Source organism: Sphingomonas sp. BL-S-29 (assembly GCF_055521495.1).
Window position 1 is genome coordinate 4,501,910 of record NZ_CM145482.1, and the last position, 22,054, is coordinate 4,523,963.

The following is a 22,054-nucleotide window of genomic DNA, read 5'->3' on the forward strand; positions in this document are numbered from 1 at the left end:
GGTTATCGGCCCGCGCAACCCGCGACGCGCGAAATCGTACCGGGATCAGACTCCCCGGGTCGCATTCTCCATTTCGAACATGCGTTCGATCTCGATCACGAGGTCGCGCAGGTGAAAGGGCTTCGACAGGACCCGGGCCTGCGGCACCGTCTTGCCCGCCTTCAGCGTGACCGCGGCGAAGCCCGTGATGAACATGACGCGCAGGTCCGGGCACATCTCTCCGGCGCGCTGCGCCAGCTCGATGCCGTCCATTTCCGGCATGACGATATCGGTCAGGAGCAGATCGAAGGGTTCCGATTCGAGCAGCGGAATCGCCTCTGTACCGCGATCGACCGCGCTGACGGCATAGCCCGACCGCTCGAGCGCGCGCGTGAGATATTCACGCATCACCCGGTCGTCCTCGGCCAACAATATCCTGATCATCGCATTCCGCTCACTCTCTGGGCGCGGTTTATGCGCGAAGCTCTTAAGATTTTCCAGCATTGCTGGCTCGTTTCGCCATCGCGCACGAGGCGAAGCCCGATTGCCGCGGCGCGCCAGTCGCCCTAGGTTGGGACGATGGCCGCCAGCGCCCTTTCCTTCGATCGATACGGTTCGGACGAGCCGGCCAGCCCCGTCATCCTGTCCGTGCCGCATGCGGGGCGGGATTATCCACTGGCGCTCCGCGCGGCGCTGCGCGTGCCGGTGACCGCGCTGACCCCGCTCGAGGACCGGCATGTCGACGCGGTGGCGATGCTGGCGCGGGGCAACGAGACGATGCTGGTCCAGCGCGTCGCGCGCGCCTGGATCGATCTCAACCGCAGCGAACAGGAACGCGACCCCGGCATCGACGATGGCGCCAACCGCCAGGCGATGCCGATGCAATCGGCCCGGATGCGCGGCGGGCTGGGCCTGGTGCCGCGCCGGGTTTCGGGCGCGGGCGATATCTGGCGGCGGCGGCTGGATGGCGAGGAGGTCATGGCGCGGATCGAGATGGACCACCGGCCCTATCACGCCGCCCTGACCGAGGCGTTGAAGCGCGCGCGAGCGCGATTCGGGATCGCGATATTGCTCGATCTCCATTCGATGCCCCCGCTGACCCCTGCCCAGGGCAAGGCGCGAATCGTGCTGGGGGATCGTTTCGGGCGATCGGCAGCGACGCGATTCGTCCATCGGCTGGAGAGCGAGATCCTGGCGGCGGGCATCACGGCGGGGCTGAACGCGCCTTATGCCGGCGGCCATATCCTCGACGCGCAGGCGCGGCCGGCGACGGGCGTGCATGCCATCCAGATCGAGTTCGACCGCTCGCTCTATCTCGATCAGGCGCTCGACGGACCCGGCGACGGGCTGGCCGACACGGCAACGCTGTTGCGGCGGATGATCGATGCGGTGGCCGATGAGGCACTGGCCCTGCCCGCCGCCATCGCCGCGGAATAAGCCAAACCCAAAAAAAACCACCGCGTGCAATGCAGCACGCGGTGGCCAAGGTTCAGGGAGGAGACACACCCGAAGGTGTGTCGCACGGCCCCGCGAAAGGGGGGACACGACGCCGCGCAACACCCATATAGGTGGGGGGTTTTCGGGCTTCAAGGGCGAAAAGAGCCGGTTTGACTGTGCTTGGCGCCGCGGCCCGATTTCAGCGCGTTCGTTGCGCGAATGGGGGCCGAGCGCGACAGAAAATGATACCGCGCTGCCGCAGCGCAGCGGATCGAGCGGCCGAGGCACGACTCGATCGGGATAGAATTTGTCATCCGGTCGCGCCGCGAAGGACGCGACCGGATGAGGGTGGCGATCAGACCGCCGGAAGCTGCGCGGGCATGAGGCCGAGCTGCATCTGGCGGCTGAAGATGTCGCGCATCAGGCTGAGCGAGAAGAGATGCGCATAGAGCAGCGGCAGCATGCCGTTCTTGTGGATCTTGCGCAGCTGGTCACCGCGAAGATCGGCCAGCTTCTCCTCGTTCACGATGCGGAAGCCGCGATAGATGAAGGGCTGCTCGACGCCATCCGCCTGGATGGTCGTCTCACCGTCCATCAACAGGCCAAGCTCGGTCAGGTCGCGCATGAACTGCGCGGTGCGGGCACCGGCCTGCTCGAACGATTCGTTGAACTGCATGATGCTCTTGGTCACCTCGGACGGCTGACCGTCGTCGAACAGCGGCTGGCCCTCGAGATCGGCACCGATGCCCTCGGACGTCGGGTCGAAGCACAGCGACAGCTCGTCCGCGCCGGGACGCAGGCGCGCGAGCATGAACGGATAGCGGCGGATATAGGCCGGCAGGTACATCTGGTTCTCGGTCAGCGTGCCCTCGGCATCGACGAACACGTTGACGCCCTCGTTCAGGCCCATCAGCGCGAGCGGCACCGCATCGTCGCCCTCCGTGAAGACGATCGGGAAATGGCGCTGCGCGAGCGGGAATTCGTCCACCGTGATCGGGATGGCGTGCTGGCCGATCAGGAACTTCGCCTGAGTAATCGGCTTCATCTTGAAATTGACGTGAGTCTCGCTCGAAAGCGGTTCGAGCGCATTATAGAACAAAGGAAGTTGCGATTGCGGCGCGCTGGCCATGAAAACTCTCCATCGGGACTGAACGTAACGGCTATTGCGTGCCGGACGGCGCCCGGCTCTATGGTGCCGAGGGTTCCGGCGCAAGCGCCACGAGCTTGCCGGGGTTCATAAGGACTCCCGGATCGAACGCCGCCTTGATCGCGCGCAGTGCCGCCATGCGGGCCGGCGAGGAAAGGCGTTCCAGCTCCTTGAGCTTCATCTGGCCGATGCCGTGTTCGGCCGAGATCGACCCGCCCGCCGCCACGACCAGATCGTTGACGAAGCGTGTGATGGCCGGGGCATCCTCGGCATACCAGCGGGCCGCGTCCACGCCGCGCGGGGCGCGGATGTGGAAATGGACATTGCCGTCGCCGAGATGGCCGAACGCCATCGCCTCGGTCCCCGGGAAACGCGCCTCGCAGGCAGCGCCGCCTTCGATCATGAAGCGCGGCATGCCGGATACGGGCACCGAGATGTCGTGCTGCACGGCGGGGCCGTTGTTGCGCTCCGCCTCCGAGATCGAATCGCGGATGTGCCAGAAAGCCTCGGCCTGCGCCTCGCTTGCCGCGATCACCGCATCGGCCACCTGGCCATCCGCCAGCGCGGGGGCGAGCAGCCGCTCGAGCAGATCGGCGGGGGCCTCGTCCTCCGGATCAGTGATGACCGCCTCGATCAGCACGTGCCAGGGATATACGCCGGTCAGCGGCGCGCGCGTACCCGGGACATGCTGAAGCACCAGCGACAAGGTGTGGCCGGGCACGATCTCGAAACTCTCGATCCGGTCGGTGCCGGCCTCGAGCCGGCGCAGCAGCGCGAGCGCCGTTTCCGGATCGGACAGGCCGCACCATGCCACCGCCCGCGCGGCGATCGCCGGCACCAGCCGTAGCGTGGCCGCGGTGATGACGCCGAGCGTGCCCTCGGCGCCGATCAGCAACTGGTTGAGATCATAGCCGCGATTGTCCTTCTTGAGCGCGGCGAGCCCGTCATGGATGCTGCCGTCGGGCAGCACCGCCTCGACCCCCGCGACGAGGTTGCGCATCGTGCCGAAGCGCAGCACCTGCGTACCGCCGGCATTGGTCGAGGCAAGACCGCCGATCGTCGCGCTGCCGCGCGCCCCAAGAGTCAGCGGGAAGCGCCTACCCTGCTCCAGCGCGGCCGCATGGAGATCGGCGAGGATCACCCCGGCCTCGGCGATGGCCAGGCCGTTCACGGGATCCACCGCGCGGATGCGGTTCATCCGGCGCGTCGACAGGATCAGCGCCGACCCGTCGACGGGAGGCGTCGCGCCGCCGACCATGCCGGTATTGCCGCCCTGCGGCACCAGCGGAACGCCCGCGTCGCGCGCCAGCGCGATGATCGCCGCGACGCCGTCGCGGCTGTCGGGCGCGAGGATCGCCGGGGCGGCGCCGTGATAGCGGCCGCGCCAGTCCTCGAGCCACGGCGCGATCGCGGTTTCGTCAGTGATCACGGCCTTGGGGCCGAGCTTTTCGCGGACCGAGTCGGTCAGCTGGCGTTGGGCGGGTGTCATCGCCGCGCCCTACCACGCGGGAATGGGCGCGCCAATTCATGCACTGTTCAAGCATTTCAGGTAACGCGGCAAAGCATGTCGCAACCGATGATTCTTGCGTTGATTCTGCTTGCCGTCGCGCCCGGCGCGTCGGTCGACGAGTCGCGCCTGCCGACGGTCGAGGTCGCGCAGCTGACGGTGCACCAGCGAATCATCATCCGCATCCCCCGCATGACCCTTCCCCCGCAGCAGCCGGTCCAGCCCCAGCAGATGGTGACATGGTCTGAGAAGAAGGGCCCGAAATGCGTGGTGATGGGCGATCTGGTCGGCGCCGCGATCTCGGCGCCGGACAGCATCGACCTGATGATCGACGATGGATCGCGAATCCGCGCGCGACTCGACGATGATTGCCCGCCGCTCGATTATTATTCGAGCTATTATCTGAAACCGACCCCGGACGGCATGGTCTGCGCCGACCGCGACGCGATCCGCTCGCGCTCGGGCGGATCCTGCCCGATCGAGGAATTCAAGCGGCTAATCCCCAAGGTGAAGCGGTAGAACATCCGTAGCGATCATCGTATCGGATCGCGCCCGGAACGGAGTGACTCGGCCGAACGAATAACCGACCGGTAACGGCCCGGTTTGTCTACCGTCCACGTCATTGCAGGCGCTCGACATCACGTTATGCTGGCCGCGCATCGTTGGCCGCGCTGGACCGGGGGGGTATGTGATTTTTTTGCCGACCCTGCTGACGCTCGTCGCCTCCGACGTCACTGCGCATCAGCCGCAGGAATCGAGAGCTCCCGCAACCGCCGAAGGCGCCGCGCTTATCGTGGCGCGCCTTCTCGACGCTACAGCGGCAAGCGACGATATCGCTTTCGACAAGGTCGCCGGCGGCATGGTGATCATGCTCGCACCGGATTTCGGTGCGCCGGTTTCTCGCGCCAAATTCGCGGCATCTCTGGAAGGTTGCGTTGCAATTCACGTCGTGAATTCAGTACCGTTCCCGCAAATGCCGGAAATGCAGTCGGTTCGCATCACCATGCAGTGCCGAAAGCATGAGGACTCGCAACCGGTGGCTGTGGTGGCAGATGTCATGGCCGATAACGAACATGCTATCGCCGTTTTTCCAGGCGGCGTGTCAAAAATATGGCCCGCACCCAAGCGCTAAGTTACCCTCGGCGGGTCGCCACGACCCCTTTTCCTTGACAATCGCGCCCTTATCGGCAAGCGCTCCGGGGCTGGCCGGGCCACGATGACCGGGCCTTTTTCCGGACACCGCATGACTTTCGCCGACCTCGGCCTATCCGACCAACTTCTGAAAGCCGTGAACGAGTCCGGCTATACCGAGCCGACTCCGATTCAGGCGAGCGCGATCCCGAGCGTCCTGATGATGCGCGACATCGTCGCCATCGCCCAGACCGGCACGGGCAAAACCGCCGCCTTCGTGCTGCCGATGATCGACATATTGGGCGAGGGCCGCAGCCGCGCGCGCATGCCGCGGTCGCTGATCCTCGAGCCGACGCGCGAGCTCGCGGCGCAGGTCGCCGAGAATTTCGAGAAATACGGCAAATATCACAAGCTCTCCATGGCGCTGCTGATCGGCGGCGTCTCGATGGGCGACCAGCAAAAGGCGCTGGAAAAGGGCGTCGACGTGCTGATCGCGACGCCGGGCCGGCTGATGGACCTGTTCGGCCGCGGCAAGATCCTGCTGACCGGCTGCAACCTGCTGGTGATCGACGAGGCGGACCGGATGCTCGACATGGGGTTCATCCCCGATATCGAGGAAATCTGCACGAAGCTGCCCAAGCAGCGCCAGACCTTGCTCTTTTCCGCGACGATGCCGCCGCCGATCAAGAAACTGGCCGACAAGTTCCTGTCCAACCCGAAGACGATCGAGGTCGCGCGTCCCGCGACCGCCAATGTCAACATCAAGCAATGGCTGGTGCCCGTCTCCGCCTCGAAGAAGCGCGAGAAGCTGGTCGAGCTGCTCGAGCATGAGGATGTGAAGACCGCGATCATCTTCTCGAACCGCAAGACCACGGTGCGCGAGCTGAACAAGGCGCTGCAGCGCCAGGGTTTCCGTTCGAGCGAGATTCACGGCGACATGGAGCAATCGCAGCGCATCGCCGAGCTCGACCGGTTCAAGGCGGGCGACGTCAACATCCTGGTCGCCTCCGACGTCGCGGCGCGCGGGCTCGACATCAAGGGCGTCAGCCACGTCTTCAATTTCGACGCGCCCTGGCATCCCGACGATTATGTCCACCGCATCGGCCGCACCGGCCGCGCGGGCGCGACCGGCGTCGCCTTCACCCTGGTGACCGCGGACGATGCCGAGAACATCGCCAATATCGAGAAGCTGACCGGCCTGAAGATCGATCGCCACGAAGGCGCCGAGGACGAGCCTGCTTCCGCCGCGACGCCGCGCGGACGCGGCCGGGGCAAGCCCGCTGCTGCCAGGGCACCCAGGGCCGAGGCGAAGCCTGCCCGCACCAGGGGCCCGAAGGCCGCGCCGGTCGAGGCGGAGGCTCCGGCCGACGTCGAGCGCGCACCGGTCGAGGCCGAACCGCCTGCGCGGCCGGCTCGCGCACCGCGCGAGGCGCGCCCGCCCCGCGACGAGCGGCCAGCTCGTGAAGCGCGGCCCGCCCGTGAAGAACGGCCGGCACGCGACAGCCGTCCGCCCCGCCAGGAACGCCCCGCGCGCGACGAGCGCCCGGCACGCGGATCGCAGGACGATGGCCCGGACGAGGGCTGGAACGGGCCGCTGCCCGACTTCCTGTTGGCGAAGCTGACCGACTGACCGGGGCATGGACGGGATCGTCGAGACGGTGCCGGTTCAGCGACTCGAGAGCCCCTGCGTCAACATCTGCGAGATGGACGCGGCCACGGGCCTGTGCGTCGGCTGCGCGCGGACGATCGACGAGATTGCCGGCTGGTCGAGCGGAAGCGCGGCCTGGCGGGATACGGTGATCGCGGCGTTGCCCGGGCGGATGGCCGGGGCGCGTTTAATCTATAAGCCCCTCCCTTTCAGGGAAGGGGCTTAAGAGCAGGGCGTCAGCCTCCACTCACGCCGCCCGTTCAGGCTCCGGCGCGGGCATCAGCGCATTGTCCATGTCGTTGGCGCGCTTGTAGGCGTCGCGTGCCGTGATGCGGTCCGCATAAGCGACAAAGGCATCGCGTTTCGGCAAGGTACCGAACTGGACGCCCCAGACGACCTGCGACCCGACATAGACGTCCGCCGCGGTGAAGCTGTCACCCGCGATATAGGGGTGCGCCGACACCGCCTTTTCGAGCGTATCGACCGCGAGGTCGTAATTGCCGTATCCCGCCGAACGCTGCTGCTGTTCACTGGGGACGAAGTTCATCGACTTGTTGGTGACGGCCTGCTCGACCGGGCCGGCCGCGTAGAACATCCAGCGATAATAATCCGCGCGATCGGCCGTCGGCGGCGCGAGGCCGGCATCCGGGAAAGCGTCCGCCAGATAGGCGCAGATGGCCGCGCATTCGGTCACGACATGGCCGTCATGGACGATCGCCGGCACTTTCCCCATCGGGTTGATCGACAGATAGGGTTCCTGCTTCATCGTCGAGTCGTAATCCAGCACAACCGTCTCATAGTCGGCGCCGGTCTCTTCCAGCATCCAGCGCGCGATCCGCCCGCGCGACATCGGGTTGGTGTAGAAAGTCAGGTCCGCAGCCATCTCATGCTCCCATATTGGTTCTTGGCGAATCGGGTTCGCAGAACATAAATCGAACATGACAAAGGAACGGCGTCAAGGTTGCCCCTGACGCCGGCCGGAAAATTCGCGCTGAACGTCGAATTGCTGCCGTCAGGCGGCGACGACGCTGATCTTCGCTGCCTTGCTGTTGCTGTGCGACAGGCGCTTCAGCTCGGGCATTGTCTTCATCATCTCTGCGACCATCGCGTCGCGGCTGCCACCCTTGAAGGTCGCGCCGAGATCGGGCGCGATCGCCAGATAGCCGGCGTGCGCATAGCGCCGCGCGGTTTCCTGCGCCTTGGCATCGGCGCCGACCTGGTCGGGCATGACCACGACCACGCCGAGATTCGCCTTGCCGCGCGGCGAGGCGAAATAGCCCGTGAGCGTCTTGCCGCCGCGCAGTGCGTAGCGAACGTCACGCGTGTTGAGGCGGGAATCGTCGGTCGCGGCAAAGGCGGGACCAGCGAAACCGAGCAGGCCAGACCCGGCGATCGCGGGCGCGGCCGAGAGCGCGGCCATACGGCGCACGACGCTGCGGCGACCGATGGGCGCGGCGCCCAGCGCTTCGAGACCAGCAACGGGTTGGTCGTTCATATCTGACATGGTGCCTCCCTTGCGCCGCCCCTGTGCGGACCAGCGGAAGCGTAACCTCAGGACCAGCCCGTTACAACCAAAACGAACCGTTTTTAACGCTGGGTGTCCGTCCTTTTTATTGGGGACCCGCATTTTTTATTTCGGAATGCTTAAGGAGAAGGGAATAACTTCCGATACGGACCAAATCGGCCCGCGCGCATCACGACGCTTTCGCCTAAGTATCTTTCGCGGAATCGCTATCGGCCGGTCTTCAGGGAGCGCGGTACCACCACACGCCGCCGCGCACGTCCTTCACCGCCCTGCCCTCGAGCTCGAGCCGGCGAAGATGCGCCAGCGCTTCGCCCGTCGCCATGCCGAGCATGTCGGGTCCGATTGCCCGGCGGAACAGGCGGCCGAAACAGTCGATGGCGCGGCGCGGTTCGGCAAGGAAGACCTCGAGTTCGTCGAGCCGTTCGCGGTGCTCGCGGTCCATCGCATCGAGCCTCGCGTGAAGGCCGGTAAAGGGATCGCCGTGCCCGGGCAGGACGAGCAGGTCGTGCGGCAGCAGGCGAAGCTTCGCGATCGAGGCGAACCATTCGCCGAGCGGGTCGGCCTCGGGCTCGGTCATGCCGAGCGAGACATTGGGGCTGATGCGCGGCAGGACCTGGTCGCCCGCAATCAGCACGCCCGCCGCTTCGTTGAGCAGGCAGGCATGTTCGGGGCTATGGCCCGAGCCGACCAGGACGCGCCACCCGGCACCGCCGATCGTCATGTTGTCGCCATCCTTGATGCGGCGATAGCTGAGCGGCATCGGCGTCACGATCCGGCGGAAACCGGACCAGCCGCGCGCGCTGGCGTGCTCGACCTGCTCGTCATTCCACCCCGCGGCGCGCCAGAAGGCGATCATCTCGTCGGGCACGGCATCACGTGCGTCGAGCAGGACCGAGCGCAAGGTAAGCCATTCGCCGCGGGTCATCACCAGCGGCGCCGCGTGATGCGAACACATCCAGCCCGCCAGGCCGATATGGTCCGGGTGGAAATGCGTGCCGATCATCTGCGTGACGCGCGTGCCGGCGAGCGCCCCCCGGAATAGGCTCTTCCACGCTTCGCGCGCCTCGGGCAGGTTCATGCCGGTGTCGACCAGGGCGACGCCGCCCTCATCGTCGACCAGCCAGCAGTTGACGTGCTTGAGCGGCCCCGGGACGGTGAGCCGCACCCAACGGATGCCGGGCGCCACCGTCATGACGTCACCATTCGCCGGCTCGCGGCCGCCGAACGGATAGATCAGGCCCTTATGGCTGGTCGGGACGAAACTTTCGTCCGCGACGAAGGCGGCATCGGTGCGGGAAGCGGTGGCCATAGGTTGCGACTAGCAACGGAATGATGGGCGAGTCACGCGACAAATGCGACGACGCATTGCGTCACCCCGGACTGGTTCCGGGGTCGATCGTTCCGCAATCGCAACACCGGTTGCTTTTGCGGAACGACGGATGCCGGAACAAGTCCGGCATGACGGCAGCGGCAATTGTCCGCGCCGTCTACACGGCGCGGGCGTCCGTCATCAACGGCGGAACAGGCTTTCCGCGGTCGGCTCGGCCGGCACCGGCAGTTCACCCGCTTCGGCCGCCTCGGCGTCGCGCGCCAGCTGGTCGCGCTGGGCACGCAGCTCGGTGATCAGCGCCTCGCGGTCACCCTCCAGGCGCGTGTCGACGGGGGCTTCGATGCCCGCAGCCTTGGCTGCCTTGGCCACTGCCGCATCCAGCTCGCGCTGAGTCGTCAGGCCCAGGGTCACCGGATCCTTCGGCGTGATGTTGGCGATGTTCCAATGGCTGCGGTCGCGGATCGCGGCGATGGTGGTACGGGTCGTGCCGATCAGGTTGCCGATCGCGCCGTCCGAAATCTCCGGATGGTTACGAATGATCCACGCGATGCCGTCGGGCTTGTCCGACCGCTTCGACACAGGGGTGTAGCGCGGCCCCTTGGTGCGACGGACCTGTTCCGGCCCCTTCAGCATGACGAGGCGATGATCGGGATCGGCCTGGCCCTTGTCGATCTCGTCCTGAGTCAGCTCGTGCGCGCGGACGGGATCGCGGCCGGTCAGCTTGGTCGCGGCGGTATCGTCGGCGATCGCCTGAATCTCGAGGATGTGCAGGCCGCAAAAGTCGGCGATCTGCTCGAAACTGAGCGACGTGTTGTCGACCAGCCAGGAGGCGGTCGCATGGGGCATGAGCGGCTGGGCCACCGGAAACTCCTCAAAAGCACTAAGCAGCGCAAACAATAAGGGCCGCCCCTTTCGGAGCGGCCGCACAATGTTGATGACTTAGTCGCCCTTGAGCGGGGTGGCAAGGCGCGAGCTTTGCGGAACCCCAATGTTGAGGCAGAAGGAATCCTGTTCGGGCACAATATCGGCCCCTTGAACCGGGAGCGACGATGCCTTCCTTCTTCTCTCGGCTGTTCGGGCACCGGCCTGACTCGGCAACGACGGACTCCGCGCTGATCGCGGCAATGAAGCAGCGCACGGTGCCTGCACTGGCCGTCGAACATTGCGAGCAGCCGACCGGGTCGGCGATCGGCGGCTCGCCCGATCTCTCCTCCGCGCATCAATGGCCCGAATGGCGCGACGTGCCGCTTGCCTTCCTCGCCCAGTTGGACTGTGCGGCGATGCGCGCGGCGGGCGGCCCGGACTGGCTGCCCGCTCGCGGGACGCTGTTTTTCTTCTATCATCCGGAGCAGGAAACATGGGGCTTCGATCCCGAAGATCGAGGGAGCTGGGCGGTCATCCACGATGCGGACGGACGGGCCGACGCCCCCATCGCGCCGCCTGCTGACCTGACGGTACGCTATGGTGCGTTACCCGTCGACTTTCGACTGATCGAGTCGATGCCAGACCCCGACCGTCTCGTGGAATTCGGCCCCGACGCCTTCGACACCGCTGCGTGGGACGATGCCTATACCCTGCTCGACAGTAGTTCCGGCACCGAGCCCCGACATCAGGTCGGCGGATTCCCGCACCCGGTGCAGGGAGATTCCATGGAGCTGGAATGCCAGCTCGCTTCCAACGGCATCTATTTGGGCAATGGGGACGGCTATTCCCGGCCCGAGGCTGAGGCGCTTTCGGCAGGCGCTACCGAGTGGCGACTGTTGCTCCAACTCGACACCGACGATGACGTCGACATGATGTGGGGCGATTGCGGCACGCTCTATTTCTGGATCCGCGAGAGTGACGCCAGGGCGGGCAATTTCGACGCCGCCTGGATGGTCCTGCAATGTGCCTGATGCTGCCCGTCAGGCAGCGATCGCCTCGTCCCCGTCGACCGGCACGAGCGCGCTGAGGAACTGGCGGGCGCTCGCTTCCCAGGTGAAGGTCCGGCCATAAGCGGCGCAGGCCGCGCGATCCTTGGTGAGGGCGCGGGCAATCGCCGTGGTCAGATCGTCATCCATCGCGCCGACCGCATCGTTCAGCACGTCGACCGGGCCGGTGACGGGATAGGCGGCGACGGGCACGCCGCAAGCCATCGCCTCGATCATCACCAGGCCGAACGTGTCGGTACGGCTCGGGAAGACGAACACGTCGGCACTGGCATAGGCCGAAGCGAGATCAGCGCCGAAGCGCGGCCCGAGGAACTTCGCCTCCGGATAGCGCGCCTCGAGCGACGCGCGCGCCGGGCCATCGCCGACGATCACCTTGGTGCCGGGGTGGCTGCTCGTCAGGAACGCCTCGATATTCTTCTCCACCGCGACCCGCCCGACATAGAGCTGGATCGGACCGGGCAGGCCGGCCAGTGCGGGATCAGGCGCGGTCGCCGCCGAGAAGATCGAGAGATCGACCCCGCGCCCCCAGTGACGGACCTTGCCCAGCCCATGTTCCTTCAGCGTCGAGGCGATCGAGGGCGTCGACGCCAGGATCGACTGGGCCGGGGCGTGGAACCACCGGATATAGCGCCAGACCCATTCCGGGTTCACCCCGGTCCGCGCCGAGACATAGTCGGGAAACTGGGTGTGATAGGCCGTGGTGAACGGGAATTCGTTCATCAGGCACCAGCGTCGCGCGGCGAGGCAGACCGGGCCTTCGGTCGCGAGATGGATCGCCTGCGGGTTGAAATCGGCGAGCATCCGGCCGACCGCGTGAGTCCTGGCAAAGGCCAGGCGGATCTCCGGATAGGTCGGGCACGGCATCGAGTAGAACAGGTCGGGTGAGACGACCATCACGACATGTCCTTGCCGCTCCAGCTCGGCGCGAACGGACTGCAGCGTCCGCACCACGCCGTTCACCTGGGGGGCCCACGCATCAGTGGCGATCGCGATACGCACGCTCTTCAGGCCGCCAGCATCTCGATCTTCGCCGCTTCAGGGAAATCGGATTCCCTGGCGGCGATCTCGTCGGGCCAGTGAAGCAACTCCATCCGTCCGTCGAAATGCTCGACGAGCGCGTTGCAGCCCTCCACCCAGTCCCCGTCATTATAATATTCGATGCCGCCGATGTTGCGGAATTCGGCGGTGTGGATGTGACCGCACACGACGCCGTCGACGCCGCGCGCGCCGGCCGCCTGAGCGATCACTTCCTCGTAATTGGAGATGAACTCCACCGCGTTCTTCACTTTCGCCTTGGCATGCTTCGACAGCGACCAATAGGGCAGCTTGAAGAAGCGGCGATACGCGTTCACCAACCTGTTGAGCGCCATCATGAATTCATACGCCACGTCGCCGACGTGCGCGAGCCATTTATGTGCGAGCGTGATCGCGTCGAATTCGTCACCGTGCAGCACCAACAACCGGCGGCCGTCAGCGGTTTCATGGATCGCATTGCGGCGGATCGAGACGCCGCCGAAATCCAGGCCGGTGAACTGGCGCACGACCTCGTCATGGTTGCCCGGGATGTAGATGACGTCGGTGCCGCGCTTGGCGCGCTTCAGGATGCGCCACACCACGTCGTTGTGCGACGCCGGCCAGTAGAATTTCTTCTTGAGACGCCAGCCGTCGATGATGTCGCCGACCAAGTACATCCGCTCGCTGTCGACATGATCGAGAAAGTCGATCAGCATATCGGCGTTGCAGCCACGCGTGCCGAGATGGATATCCGAAATCCAGATCGTGCGATATTTGCGGCGTTCGGTGACCTCGCGCTCCGGAATCGACGGTTTGGAATGGGCGAAATCGGCGAAATCGGCGATGCTGTTATCCATCGCGATCCTGGTGATGGCATCCATCTTGGCAATATCCCGCAAAGCCCGTGATGGACCCGCGCTATGGCCGCTTTATGTTACAGCTTGATTCCAGTGATGTGAAAGCCAGGTTACGCTTTCATCGCAATATGATGCGGATCGGCGGCGATCCGCGCCAGCCAGAGCTGCACCGCGGGGTAGCGTCCGAGGTCGAAACCGCCCTCTTCCGCGACATGGGTATAGGGGTAGAGCGCGATATCGGCGAGGGTCAGCCGGTCGCCGATGAAGAAGGGCGTCTGCGCCAGATGCTCGTCCATCAGCTCGAGCGCGGCCTCGCCAGCCGCCTGTTTCGCCGGAATTTGAGTGCGTTGCAGGTCGGTCAGCCCCGCCTCGCCGATGAAGTGACGCCAGAAGCGCAAGGTCGCGACATTGGGCTCGTGATTATACTGCTCCCAGAACATCCAGCGGAACATATCGGCGCGGTCGAACCGGTCGTGCGGGATCAGATGCGAGCCGTCGGCGAGATAGAGGCAGGCCGCGCCGCTTTCGGGAAGATAATCGTCGCCGATCTGCAACACCGGAATCCGGCCATTGGCGTTGACGCCGCCGAGGAAAGCCTCTGACCGGGTCTCGCCCTTCATGATGTCATATTCGCGGCGGTCGAGCGGAATGCCGAGATGCGCGGCGGTGAGCCGGATCTTGTAGCAATTCCCCGACGCGGCATATTCATGGAGGATCAGGCTGGACATGTGGCGCTCCCCTTTGCGGCCGCCTTCATGGCGGTGCCGCGCCGAACGTCAAATCAAATGCAACGGGCGATCGACAAGGAGTGCTTGTCGATCGCCCGCGAGCAGGTGCCGCAAATCAGTCCAACCGCATCCCGGCGGCGGCGTAGCGCGCCAAGCTCGAACGGGCCGATCCCCCACCAAGTACGGACCCTATTCCATCGTCAGCACGATCTTCCCGACATGGTCGCCCGCTTCCATCCGTTCGTGCGCGGCGGGCGCCTCGGCGAGCGGGTAGGTCCGGTCGATCACCGGCTTCAGCCGCCCTTGCTCGACATGCGGCCAGACGGTGCGTGTCAGTTCGTCGGCGACCATCGACTTGAACGCGGTGTCGCGCGGGCGGAGGGTCGAGCCGGTCAGGGTCAGGCGTCGGCGCATGATCTCGAAGATCGGGATGGTCGCCATCAGCCCGCCCTGCACCGCGATCGAGACATGGCGGCCGTCATCGGCGAGGCATTGCAGGTTGCGCGGCACATAATCGCCGCCGACCATGTCGAGCACCACCGCCACGCCCTTGCCGCCGGTGATCGCCTTCACGTCGGCGACGAAATCCTGCGTCCTGTAGTTGATCGCATGATCGGCGCCCAATGCCGTTGCCGCGGCGCATTTCTCGTCCGATCCGGCGGTGACGATGATGGTGAGGCCGAACAGATTGGCGAGGCCGATCGCCATGGTGCCGATGCCGCTGGTGCCGCCATGGACAAGCACCGTGTCGCCTTCCCTGGCATAGCCGCGCTCGAACAAATTGGTCCAGACGGTGAAGAGCGTTTCCGGCATCGCCGCTGCCTCGACCATCGACAGCGCCTCGGGCACGTGCAGGCACTGGCCATAGGGCGCGACGGCATATTGGGCATAGGCGCCGCCGCTGATCAGCGCGCAGACCGGCTGGCCGACCAGCTCGGGCTGAACCTCCTCCCCCACGGCCGCGATGACACCCGACACTTCCATGCCGAGGATCGACGGCGCGCCCGGCGGCGGCGGATAGAGCCCCTTGCGCTGCATCACCTCGGGCCGGTTGACGCCGGCCGCGGCGACGCGGATCAGCACCTCGCCCGGGCCGGGCACGGGCACGGGGCGTTCGACCAGGCGCATCACCTCGGGCCCGCCCGGGGTTTCCGGGTCGATCGCCTGCATCATCGTTGGAATATCCACCATAATCCGCCGCCCCCCGTCGCGGAATTGCCCGGCCTTATTGACATCGCGGTCTGCCGGGTCAACGTTCCATGCCATGGACCCGGACGAGATTCTCGCGCGAAAAGCGGGCGATCCGCTTACCGAGCTTGCACGGCAAGACCTCGATCCCCTGTCGGTCGAGGAGTGCCAGGCGCGCATCGAGGCGCTGGAGGCGGAAATCGTCCGGACAAGGACCCGGTTGACGCGCGCCGTTAACCACAGGGCAAGCGCCAACGACCTATTCAAGCGATGAGCAGCGACGCTCCGGCACGGCGATCAGGCCGGAGCATTCGTCAAGTGCTTGATGCGGGCGCCCTGCCTTCCGACATAAGAGGAAAGGGCCGTCCGCCACGTTGCGGCCCGCATGGAGTAAACTAATGCCTTCTTTCGCATCAGCGCTGGAAACCACCCTCCACAAGGCGCTCGAAGCCGCGTCGTCGCGGCGCCATGAATATGCGACGCTCGAACATCTGCTGCTCGCCCTGATCGACGACGAGCATGCTTCCAAGGTGATGACCTCCTGCGGGGTCGACCTCGAGGAGCTCAAGGCGACCGTCGCGCATTATCTCGACACCGAGCTCGAGGCGCTGAAGGTCGATGCCGCGACCGATCCCTCGCCCACCTCGGGCTTCCAGCGCGTCGTCCAGCGCGCGATCCTTCACGTTCAGTCGTCGGGCCGCGACGAGGTGACCGGCGCGAACGTGCTCGTCGCCCTGTTCAGCGAGCGCGAGAGCTATGCCGTCTATTTCCTCCAGCAGCAGGACATGAGCCGTCTCGATGCCGTCAGCTTCATCTCGCATGGCGTCGGCAAGGGTGGCGCCGCCCCGGAAGCCCGCGAAGTGAAGGGTGCCGAGGAGGAAAAGACGCAGAAGCCGGACGGCAAGGGCAAGAGCGAGAGCGCGCTCAAGCAGTTCACCGTCGACCTCAACGAAAAGGCCAAGAACGGCAAGGTCGATCCGCTGATCGGGCGCGGGCCCGAAGTCGATCGCACCATTCAGATCCTGTGCCGCCGCTCGAAGAACAACCCGCTCTATGTGGGTGACCCCGGCGTGGGCAAGACCGCCATCGCCGAGGGCCTGGCCCGCAAGATCGTCGAGGGCGACGTTCCCGACGTCCTGCTGCCTGCGGTGATCTATTCGCTCGACATGGGCGCGCTGCTTGCCGGCACCCGTTATCGCGGCGATTTCGAGGAGCGGCTGAAGGCGGTCGTCAACGAACTGGAGAAGCTGCCTGACGCGATCCTGTTCATCGACGAGATCCACACCGTGATCGGCGCCGGCGCGACCAGCGGCGGCGCGATGGACGCGTCCAACCTGCTCAAGCCGGCTCTGTCGGGCGGCACGATCCGCTGCATCGGATCGACCACCTACAAGGAGTTCCGCAACCACTTCGAGAAGGACCGCGCGCTGCTGCGGCGCTTCCAGAAGATCGACGTCAACGAGCCGACGATCGAGGACACGATCAAGATCCTCGCCGGTCTGCGCAGCGCGTTCGAGGACCATCACAAGGTGAAATACACCCCCGACGCGATCAAGTCGGCGGTGGAATTGAGCGCGCGGTACATCAACGACCGCAAGCTGCCGGACAAGGCGATCGACGTGATCGACGAAGTCGGCGCGATGCAGATGCTGGTGCCGCTCAACAAGCGCAAGAAGACCATCACCACGCGCGAGATCGAAGCCGTGATTGCGACGATGGCGCGCATCCCGCCGAAATCGGTCTCGACCGACGATACCAAGGCGCTGGAAAGCCTCGATACCGATCTGAAGCGGGTCGTGTTCGGCCAGAATGCCGCGATCGAGAAGCTCAGCTCGGCGATCAAGCTCAGCCGTGCCGGCCTGCGCGATCCGGACAAGCCGATCGGCAACTATCTGTTCACCGGCCCGACCGGCGTGGGCAAGACCGAGGTCGCCAAGCAGCTCGCCGCGATCATGGGCATCCCGCTCCAGCGGTTCGACATGTCGGAATATATGGAGCGTCATTCGGTCAGCCGGCTGATCGGCGCCCCTCCGGGCTATGTCGGATATGACCAGGGCGGGTTGCTGACCGATGCCGTCGACCAGCAGCCGCATTCGGTGCTGCTGCTCGACGAGATCGAGAAGGCGCATCCGGACCTGTTCAACATCCTGTTGCAGGTGATGGACAATGGCAAGCTGACTGACCACCACGGCAAGACCGTCGATTTCAGGAACGTCATCCTGATCATGACGACCAATGCCGGCGCGTCGGACATGGCGCGCGAGACGCTCGGCTTCGGCACGCTCTCCCGCGAGGGCGAGGACGAGCAGGCGGTCCAGAAGATGTTCACGCCGGAATTCCGCAACCGGCTCGATGCCATCGTGCCGTTCGGTTACCTGCCGCCGGAAGTCGTGGCGCGGGTGGTGGAGAAGTTCATCCTCCAGCTCGAGCTTCAGCTGGCCGACCGTCACGTGCACATCAGCCTGGACGACGAGTCCAAGGCGTGGCTGACCACCAAGGGCTATGACAAGCTCTATGGCGCGCGGCCGATGGGGCGGTTGATCCAGGAGAAGATCAAGCAGCCGCTCGCGGAGGAGCTGCTGTTCGGCAAGCTCGTCCATGGCGGCGAGGTGAGCGTGAAGATGAAGGACGGCGCGCTGGCGTTCGAGATCGTCCCCGCGCCGCCCAAGAAGCCGAAAAAGAAGGGCAAGGCCGAAAGCGTCGACGCCAAATAGGCGTGAGCTCGATGTACGAAGAGACCGCGGCAGCGATGCCGCGGTCTTTTTCATTTTCAGGCGCTTAGTCGCCTGAATACTGGCTCGGGCGACTCGGGCACCGCTCGCGAACGACTCGCTGCCCAATATGGGCATGAAGATTAGCCAGAAATCTCAGCCATATCCTCGCTCTTTACTTTTTGTTTACCATCCATGGTGTATAGCGCGCGCTATGCTCAAGGGGTGGGTTTTCACGTTGCTGGCGCCGATCGGCGCGCTGCTGCTCCTTGCGCTTGCCGGCGCGGCGCCGGCCGCGGCGCAGGCCGGGCTTGCCGGCCGGCCTGTCGCGGTGTGCGTGACCAGGGCTATGCACGGCATGGCCCCGCGTGCGTTGTTCGCCCGGCCTGACCGCTTCGATTGCAGGGTCCGCCAGACCGCGCTCGGCTCCGGCGACTATTGGGCACTGTCGATGCCGTTCCGCGCCACCGGCCCGGTCGATGTGCGCATCGGCAGCCTGTGGCAGGAGCGCGTGACGCTCCATGCGCTCTACGCCGATGGCACGATCGTCTCCGCGGTAACGGACGGCCGCGCCGCGAGCCGGCATCTCCAGCTCGGCGCGATCATCGAGCGCGGCCTGCCCGAACGCGGCGCGCCGCTGGTGCGGCTGCTCTGGCATGTCGAGGGCGCCGCCAACCTGCGCGGCATCCTGGTCGGCGCTCGGATCGCGACGCCGGCGGAAAGCGCCAATGCGAATCTGAAGATGGCCTCGCTCTATGCCGGGTTCGCCGGGCTGTGCACTGCCCTGCTCGTCTATAACCTCGCGCTGTGGGGCGCGCTGCGCCACCGCTTCCAGCTCGCCTATTGCGGCATGCTGTTCGCGCTGATGGTCTATGCGACATCGTCCTCCGGCGCGCTGGCCTGGGCCTGGCCGGACATCGTCAACAATGATCGGCTACGGATCAACTATGCGTCGCTTGGCGTGGCGGCGATCGGGGCGATGCTGTTCGCGCGCACCTTCTTCGAGCCGCGCGTGTTCGCCGGGTGGCTGGCCAGGGCGAGCAACGCGATCTGCGCGCTAATGCTGCTCACGGTCGCGCTGCTGGCGACTCTCGCGCCGTCGCGGATCACCCTGTTCGACCGGTTCTTCTCGGTCGTGTTCATTGCCCAGATCGGCATCGTCGTGCCCATCCTGTGGCGCGGCTGGCGGACGCGGAGCAATTATCTGTGGATGTTCGCGATCGCCTGGGCAGCGCCGATCATGCTCGCCTGCCTGCGCATCGCCAGTTCGCTCAACGCGATCAGCTGGAGCTTCTGGCTCGACAATTCCACCATCCTGACGATGACGATGGAGGCGCTCTTCTCCAGCCTCGCCATCGCCTATCGCATCCGCCTGCTCAGCATCGAGCGCGATCAGGCGCGCGAACAGGAGATCGCGGCGCGGGTGCTCGCCGATACCGATCCGCTGACGGGCCTGTTCAATCGCCGGGCCTTTCTGCGCCATGCGATCGGCCGTGAAGGCGATCATATCTTGCTGCTGGTCGACATCGACCATTTCAAGCGAGTCAATGAGGCGATCGGCCATGACGGCGGCGACGAGGTGCTGCGCGTGTTCGCGCGTACCTTGCGCCAGGCGGTACCTGCTCAGGCGCTGGTCGCGCGGATCGGCGGCGAAGAATTCGCGATCATCACGCCGGCCAGCCTGGCGGTCGAGGCCGAGGAAGTATTGGCCCGCCTGCGCGCCGCGCGCATGCCGTACGACCTGTCGGTGACGGCAAGCATCGGCACCTGCGTCGGACCGCTGGTGCGGGAGAGCGACTGGAAGGCGCTGTATCGCGGCGCCGACCGCGCGCTGTTCGAGGCCAAGCGCGCGGGCCGCAACCGGGCACGCGGCACCCGGAATCAGGGGCGCATCGCTGCCTGAATCGGGACGGCGCCGGCTTGCCCCGATCCTGCCCCGCGCCTATGGAAGGCGGCACGGGAGGTAGCCGATGCGTCGTCGTCGAACAGGATTGATCATCGCGGCGGCCGCATTGCTGATCATGGCGGCGCGCCATCCCTCCGCCGATCTCCGCATCCTCACACACGACCGGGGTGACACCGCGCCGCACAGCTTCCGGGCCGCACTGGATTTGGGGCTGATGGCCGTCTCCGTGCTGATCACCTGGACCGAAAAGCGCTTCGTCTGACGCTTGCGCCGTGCGGGACCGCTGCTTACACCCTTGTCAATGACTGATCCCGAAAGCGCCTGGCGCGAGTCCTATCGCCACCCCACGCGCTGGGACAGCGCCTATCCGCCGCAATCAATGGTAGACTTCTTCGACGAAGCGGCGACGCGGAGCGGCAAGGCGCCGCTGATCGATTTCCTCGGCCGGCATTACAGCTATGCCGAGACGCTGGACGGCGCGAACCGGGTCGCGGCGGGGCTGAAGGCGCTGGGCTATGGCCCCGGCGACCGGATCGGGCTGTTCCTGCCCAATGTGCCGCATTACCTCGCGGCCTATTACGGCATCCTCAAGCTCGGCGCGACGGTGGTGAATTTCTCGCCGCTCTACACGCCGGCCGAGCTGGAGCATCAGGTCGCCGATTCGGGCACGAAGTTGCTGTTCACCCTGTCGGCCAGCGCGTTGCTGCCGACCGCCTTGCAGGTGCTCGACGGTTCCAGCCTGGAGCGGCTGGTGGTGGGGTCAGTCGCCGGGGCGCTGCCGGCAACCAAATCGGTCCTCTACCGGCTGTTCAAGCGTGGTGAAGTGACCAGGCGCCCGCATGACCCGCGAATCATCGCCTTTTCGAAACTGATCGCGAATGACGGCGCGCACCCCGAGGCGACAATCGACCCGGTCAATGACGTCGCGCTGATCCAATATACCGGCGGCACGACCGGCACGCCGAAGGGCGCGATGCTCACGCATCAGAATCTGAGCGCCAATGCGCGCCAGGTGATGGGGCTCGATCCGCATCCCGAGATGCACGACCGAATTCTCGGCGTGCTGCCGCTGTTCCATGTCTTCGCCAATACCTGCGTGCTCAATCGCACCGTGCTCAACGGCGGCTGCATCGTGATGCTGCCGCGTTTCGAGGCGGGCCAGGTGCTGGCGGCGGTCGACCGCACCAAGGCGACGGCCCTGCCGGGCGTCCCGACCATGTACCAGGCGCTGCTCGATCATCCGAAGCTCGCCGCCACCAATTTCTCGTCGCTCCGCGTCTGCATCTCGGGCGGCGCACCGCTGGCGGCCGAACTGAAGGCCCGGTTCGAGGCGGCGACGGGCGCTACGGTGGTCGAGGGCTATGGCCTGTCCGAAAGCTCGGGCGTGATCTCGGCCAATCCGTATGAGGGCGAAGGCAAGGCGGGCACGATCGGCCAGCCGATCCCGGGCACCTGGGTCAAGCTGGTCGACAAGGGCGATCCAAGCCAGCCCGCGCCGGAAGGCGAGCCGGGCGAGATCGTCGCGTCGGGCCCGCAGATCATGAAGGGTTATTGGAACCGGCCCGATGCCGATGGCGACGTGTTCATCACCGATGCCGCCGGACGGACCTGGCTGCGCACCGGCGATGTCGGCACGATCGATACGGACGGCTTCATCAAGATTGTCGACCGGCTGAAGGACATGATCGCCGTCTCCGGCTTCAAGGTGTTCCCCAGCCAGATCGAGGCAGTGCTGCATCACCATCCCGCGGTGAAGGAGGCCATGGTGATCGGCCTGCCCGATCCCTATCGCGGCGAGCATCCGCGCGCCTATGTCACCCTGAACGACGGCGCGATCGCGACCGGCGAGGAACTGCGCGACTGGCTCAATCCCCAGATCGGCCGGCACGAGCGCGTCGACCAGGTGGTGATCCGGCTGACCATGCCCAAGACGATGATCGGCAAGCTCAGCCGCAAGGATCTGGTCGCCGAGGTGATGGCTGAAAGTCAGGCTTCGAGCAGCGCAGCCTGATTGC

At 65.8% G+C, this 22,054-nt stretch carries 22 protein-coding genes; 11 read left to right on the forward strand and 11 right to left on the reverse strand.

Translation table 11 applies throughout. The features are described 5' to 3' along the window. Window positions 1-45 precede the first annotated feature (45 nt). Window positions 46-423, reverse strand: coding sequence for a cell cycle two-component system response regulator CpdR (gene cpdR, locus ACZ1I2_RS21445; protein WP_465175908.1), 378 nt, complete (start codon window positions 421-423; stop codon window positions 46-48). A 135-nt stretch (window positions 424-558) separates the two neighbouring features. On the opposite strand from cpdR, the gene ACZ1I2_RS21450 reads away from it, so the two are divergent. Continuing rightward, window positions 559-1,416, forward strand: a complete 858-nt coding sequence (locus tag ACZ1I2_RS21450) for an N-formylglutamate amidohydrolase (RefSeq protein ID WP_465175907.1) — start codon at window positions 559-561, stop codon at window positions 1,414-1,416. 355 nt (window positions 1,417-1,771) lie between these two features. On the opposite strand, the gene ACZ1I2_RS21455 is transcribed toward ACZ1I2_RS21450, so the two are convergent. Then, on the reverse strand, window positions 1,772-2,545 hold the full coding sequence (locus tag ACZ1I2_RS21455; protein WP_465172159.1) for a SapC family protein: 774 nt from the start codon (window positions 2,543-2,545) through the stop codon (window positions 1,772-1,774). 58 nt (window positions 2,546-2,603) lie between these two features. Beyond that, the gene (locus ACZ1I2_RS21460) at window positions 2,604-4,052 is read right to left on the reverse strand and encodes an FAD-binding oxidoreductase (protein WP_465172158.1); all 1,449 of its coding nucleotides are present in this window, start codon (window positions 4,050-4,052) and stop codon (window positions 2,604-2,606) included. Between the two features lie 99 nt (window positions 4,053-4,151). Here ACZ1I2_RS21460 and ACZ1I2_RS21465 point away from each other — a divergent pair, with 99 nt between their 5' ends. From ACZ1I2_RS21465 to ACZ1I2_RS21480, 4 genes are all read left to right on the forward strand, one after another. Further along, on the forward strand, window positions 4,152-4,589 hold the full coding sequence (locus ACZ1I2_RS21465) for a hypothetical protein (protein WP_465181526.1): 438 nt from the start codon (window positions 4,152-4,154) through the stop codon (window positions 4,587-4,589). A 103-nt stretch (window positions 4,590-4,692) separates the two neighbouring features. Beyond that, the gene (locus ACZ1I2_RS21470; protein WP_465175906.1) at window positions 4,693-5,202 is read left to right on the forward strand and encodes a hypothetical protein; all 510 of its coding nucleotides are present in this window, start codon (window positions 4,693-4,695) and stop codon (window positions 5,200-5,202) included. A 111-nt stretch (window positions 5,203-5,313) separates the two neighbouring features. After that, on the forward strand, window positions 5,314-6,831 hold the full coding sequence (locus tag ACZ1I2_RS21475; RefSeq protein WP_465175905.1) for a DEAD/DEAH box helicase: 1,518 nt from the start codon (window positions 5,314-5,316) through the stop codon (window positions 6,829-6,831). 7 nt (window positions 6,832-6,838) lie between these two features. Then, window positions 6,839-7,075 (forward strand): DUF1289 domain-containing protein, encoded by a 237-nt coding sequence (locus ACZ1I2_RS21480; protein ID WP_465175904.1) that lies wholly within the window; start codon window positions 6,839-6,841, stop codon window positions 7,073-7,075. Window positions 7,076-7,096: 21 nt separating this feature from the next. Here ACZ1I2_RS21480 and ACZ1I2_RS21485 read toward each other — a convergent pair whose 3' ends face one another. From ACZ1I2_RS21485 to ACZ1I2_RS21500, 4 genes are all read right to left on the reverse strand, one after another. Then, the gene (locus ACZ1I2_RS21485) at window positions 7,097-7,732 is read right to left on the reverse strand and encodes a glutathione S-transferase family protein (RefSeq protein ID WP_465172153.1); all 636 of its coding nucleotides are present in this window, start codon (window positions 7,730-7,732) and stop codon (window positions 7,097-7,099) included. A gap of 129 nt (window positions 7,733-7,861) precedes the next feature. Beyond that, window positions 7,862-8,353: a dienelactone hydrolase family protein gene (locus ACZ1I2_RS21490; RefSeq protein WP_465181527.1), complete on the reverse strand. Its 492-nt coding sequence runs from the start codon at window positions 8,351-8,353 to the stop codon at window positions 7,862-7,864. 241 nt (window positions 8,354-8,594) lie between these two features. Continuing rightward, window positions 8,595-9,683 (reverse strand): MBL fold metallo-hydrolase, encoded by a 1,089-nt coding sequence (locus ACZ1I2_RS21495; RefSeq protein ID WP_465175902.1) that lies wholly within the window; start codon window positions 9,681-9,683, stop codon window positions 8,595-8,597. Between the two features lie 201 nt (window positions 9,684-9,884). Then, the gene (locus tag ACZ1I2_RS21500; protein WP_465175901.1) at window positions 9,885-10,565 is read right to left on the reverse strand and encodes a cell cycle transcriptional regulator TrcR; all 681 of its coding nucleotides are present in this window, start codon (window positions 10,563-10,565) and stop codon (window positions 9,885-9,887) included. A gap of 188 nt (window positions 10,566-10,753) precedes the next feature. Here ACZ1I2_RS21500 and ACZ1I2_RS21505 point away from each other — a divergent pair, with 188 nt between their 5' ends. Further along, window positions 10,754-11,599, forward strand: coding sequence for a YwqG family protein (locus ACZ1I2_RS21505; RefSeq protein ID WP_465181528.1), 846 nt, complete (start codon window positions 10,754-10,756; stop codon window positions 11,597-11,599). 9 nt (window positions 11,600-11,608) lie between these two features. Here ACZ1I2_RS21505 and ACZ1I2_RS21510 read toward each other — a convergent pair whose 3' ends face one another. The 4 genes from ACZ1I2_RS21510 to ACZ1I2_RS21525 form a co-directional block, all read right to left on the reverse strand. Further along, a complete protein-coding gene (locus ACZ1I2_RS21510; protein WP_465172148.1) occupies window positions 11,609-12,634 on the reverse strand; it encodes a glycosyltransferase family 4 protein in 1,026 nt (341 codons plus the stop codon). Window positions 12,635-12,639: 5 nt separating this feature from the next. Continuing rightward, complete coding sequence (locus ACZ1I2_RS21515) at window positions 12,640-13,530, reverse strand: UDP-2,3-diacylglucosamine diphosphatase (protein WP_465172147.1); 891 nt, start codon at window positions 13,528-13,530, stop codon at window positions 12,640-12,642. A gap of 86 nt (window positions 13,531-13,616) precedes the next feature. After that, window positions 13,617-14,234, reverse strand: a complete 618-nt coding sequence (locus ACZ1I2_RS21520; protein ID WP_465175899.1) for a glutathione S-transferase family protein — start codon at window positions 14,232-14,234, stop codon at window positions 13,617-13,619. Between the two features lie 189 nt (window positions 14,235-14,423). Next, on the reverse strand, window positions 14,424-15,425 hold the full coding sequence (locus ACZ1I2_RS21525) for an NAD(P)H-quinone oxidoreductase (protein ID WP_465172145.1): 1,002 nt from the start codon (window positions 15,423-15,425) through the stop codon (window positions 14,424-14,426). 73 nt (window positions 15,426-15,498) lie between these two features. Here ACZ1I2_RS21525 and ACZ1I2_RS21530 point away from each other — a divergent pair, with 73 nt between their 5' ends. The 5 genes from ACZ1I2_RS21530 (at window position 15,499) to ACZ1I2_RS21550 (ending at window position 22,050) form a co-directional block, all read left to right on the forward strand. Then, complete coding sequence (locus ACZ1I2_RS21530) at window positions 15,499-15,696, forward strand: DUF1192 domain-containing protein (protein WP_465172144.1); 198 nt, start codon at window positions 15,499-15,501, stop codon at window positions 15,694-15,696. A gap of 124 nt (window positions 15,697-15,820) precedes the next feature. Next, entirely contained in the window at window positions 15,821-18,136 is a 2,316-nt protein-coding gene (clpA, locus tag ACZ1I2_RS21535; RefSeq protein WP_465172143.1) for an ATP-dependent Clp protease ATP-binding subunit ClpA, read from the forward strand. A gap of 211 nt (window positions 18,137-18,347) precedes the next feature. Further along, window positions 18,348-20,036 (forward strand): GGDEF domain-containing protein, encoded by a 1,689-nt coding sequence (locus ACZ1I2_RS21540; RefSeq protein WP_465172142.1) that lies wholly within the window; start codon window positions 18,348-18,350, stop codon window positions 20,034-20,036. 67 nt (window positions 20,037-20,103) lie between these two features. Continuing rightward, on the forward strand, window positions 20,104-20,301 hold the full coding sequence (locus tag ACZ1I2_RS21545; RefSeq protein WP_465172141.1) for a hypothetical protein: 198 nt from the start codon (window positions 20,104-20,106) through the stop codon (window positions 20,299-20,301). Window positions 20,302-20,340: 39 nt separating this feature from the next. Continuing rightward, a complete protein-coding gene (locus tag ACZ1I2_RS21550) occupies window positions 20,341-22,050 on the forward strand; it encodes a long-chain-fatty-acid--CoA ligase (protein WP_465175898.1) in 1,710 nt (569 codons plus the stop codon). The last annotated feature ends 4 nt before the right edge of the window (window positions 22,051-22,054 follow it).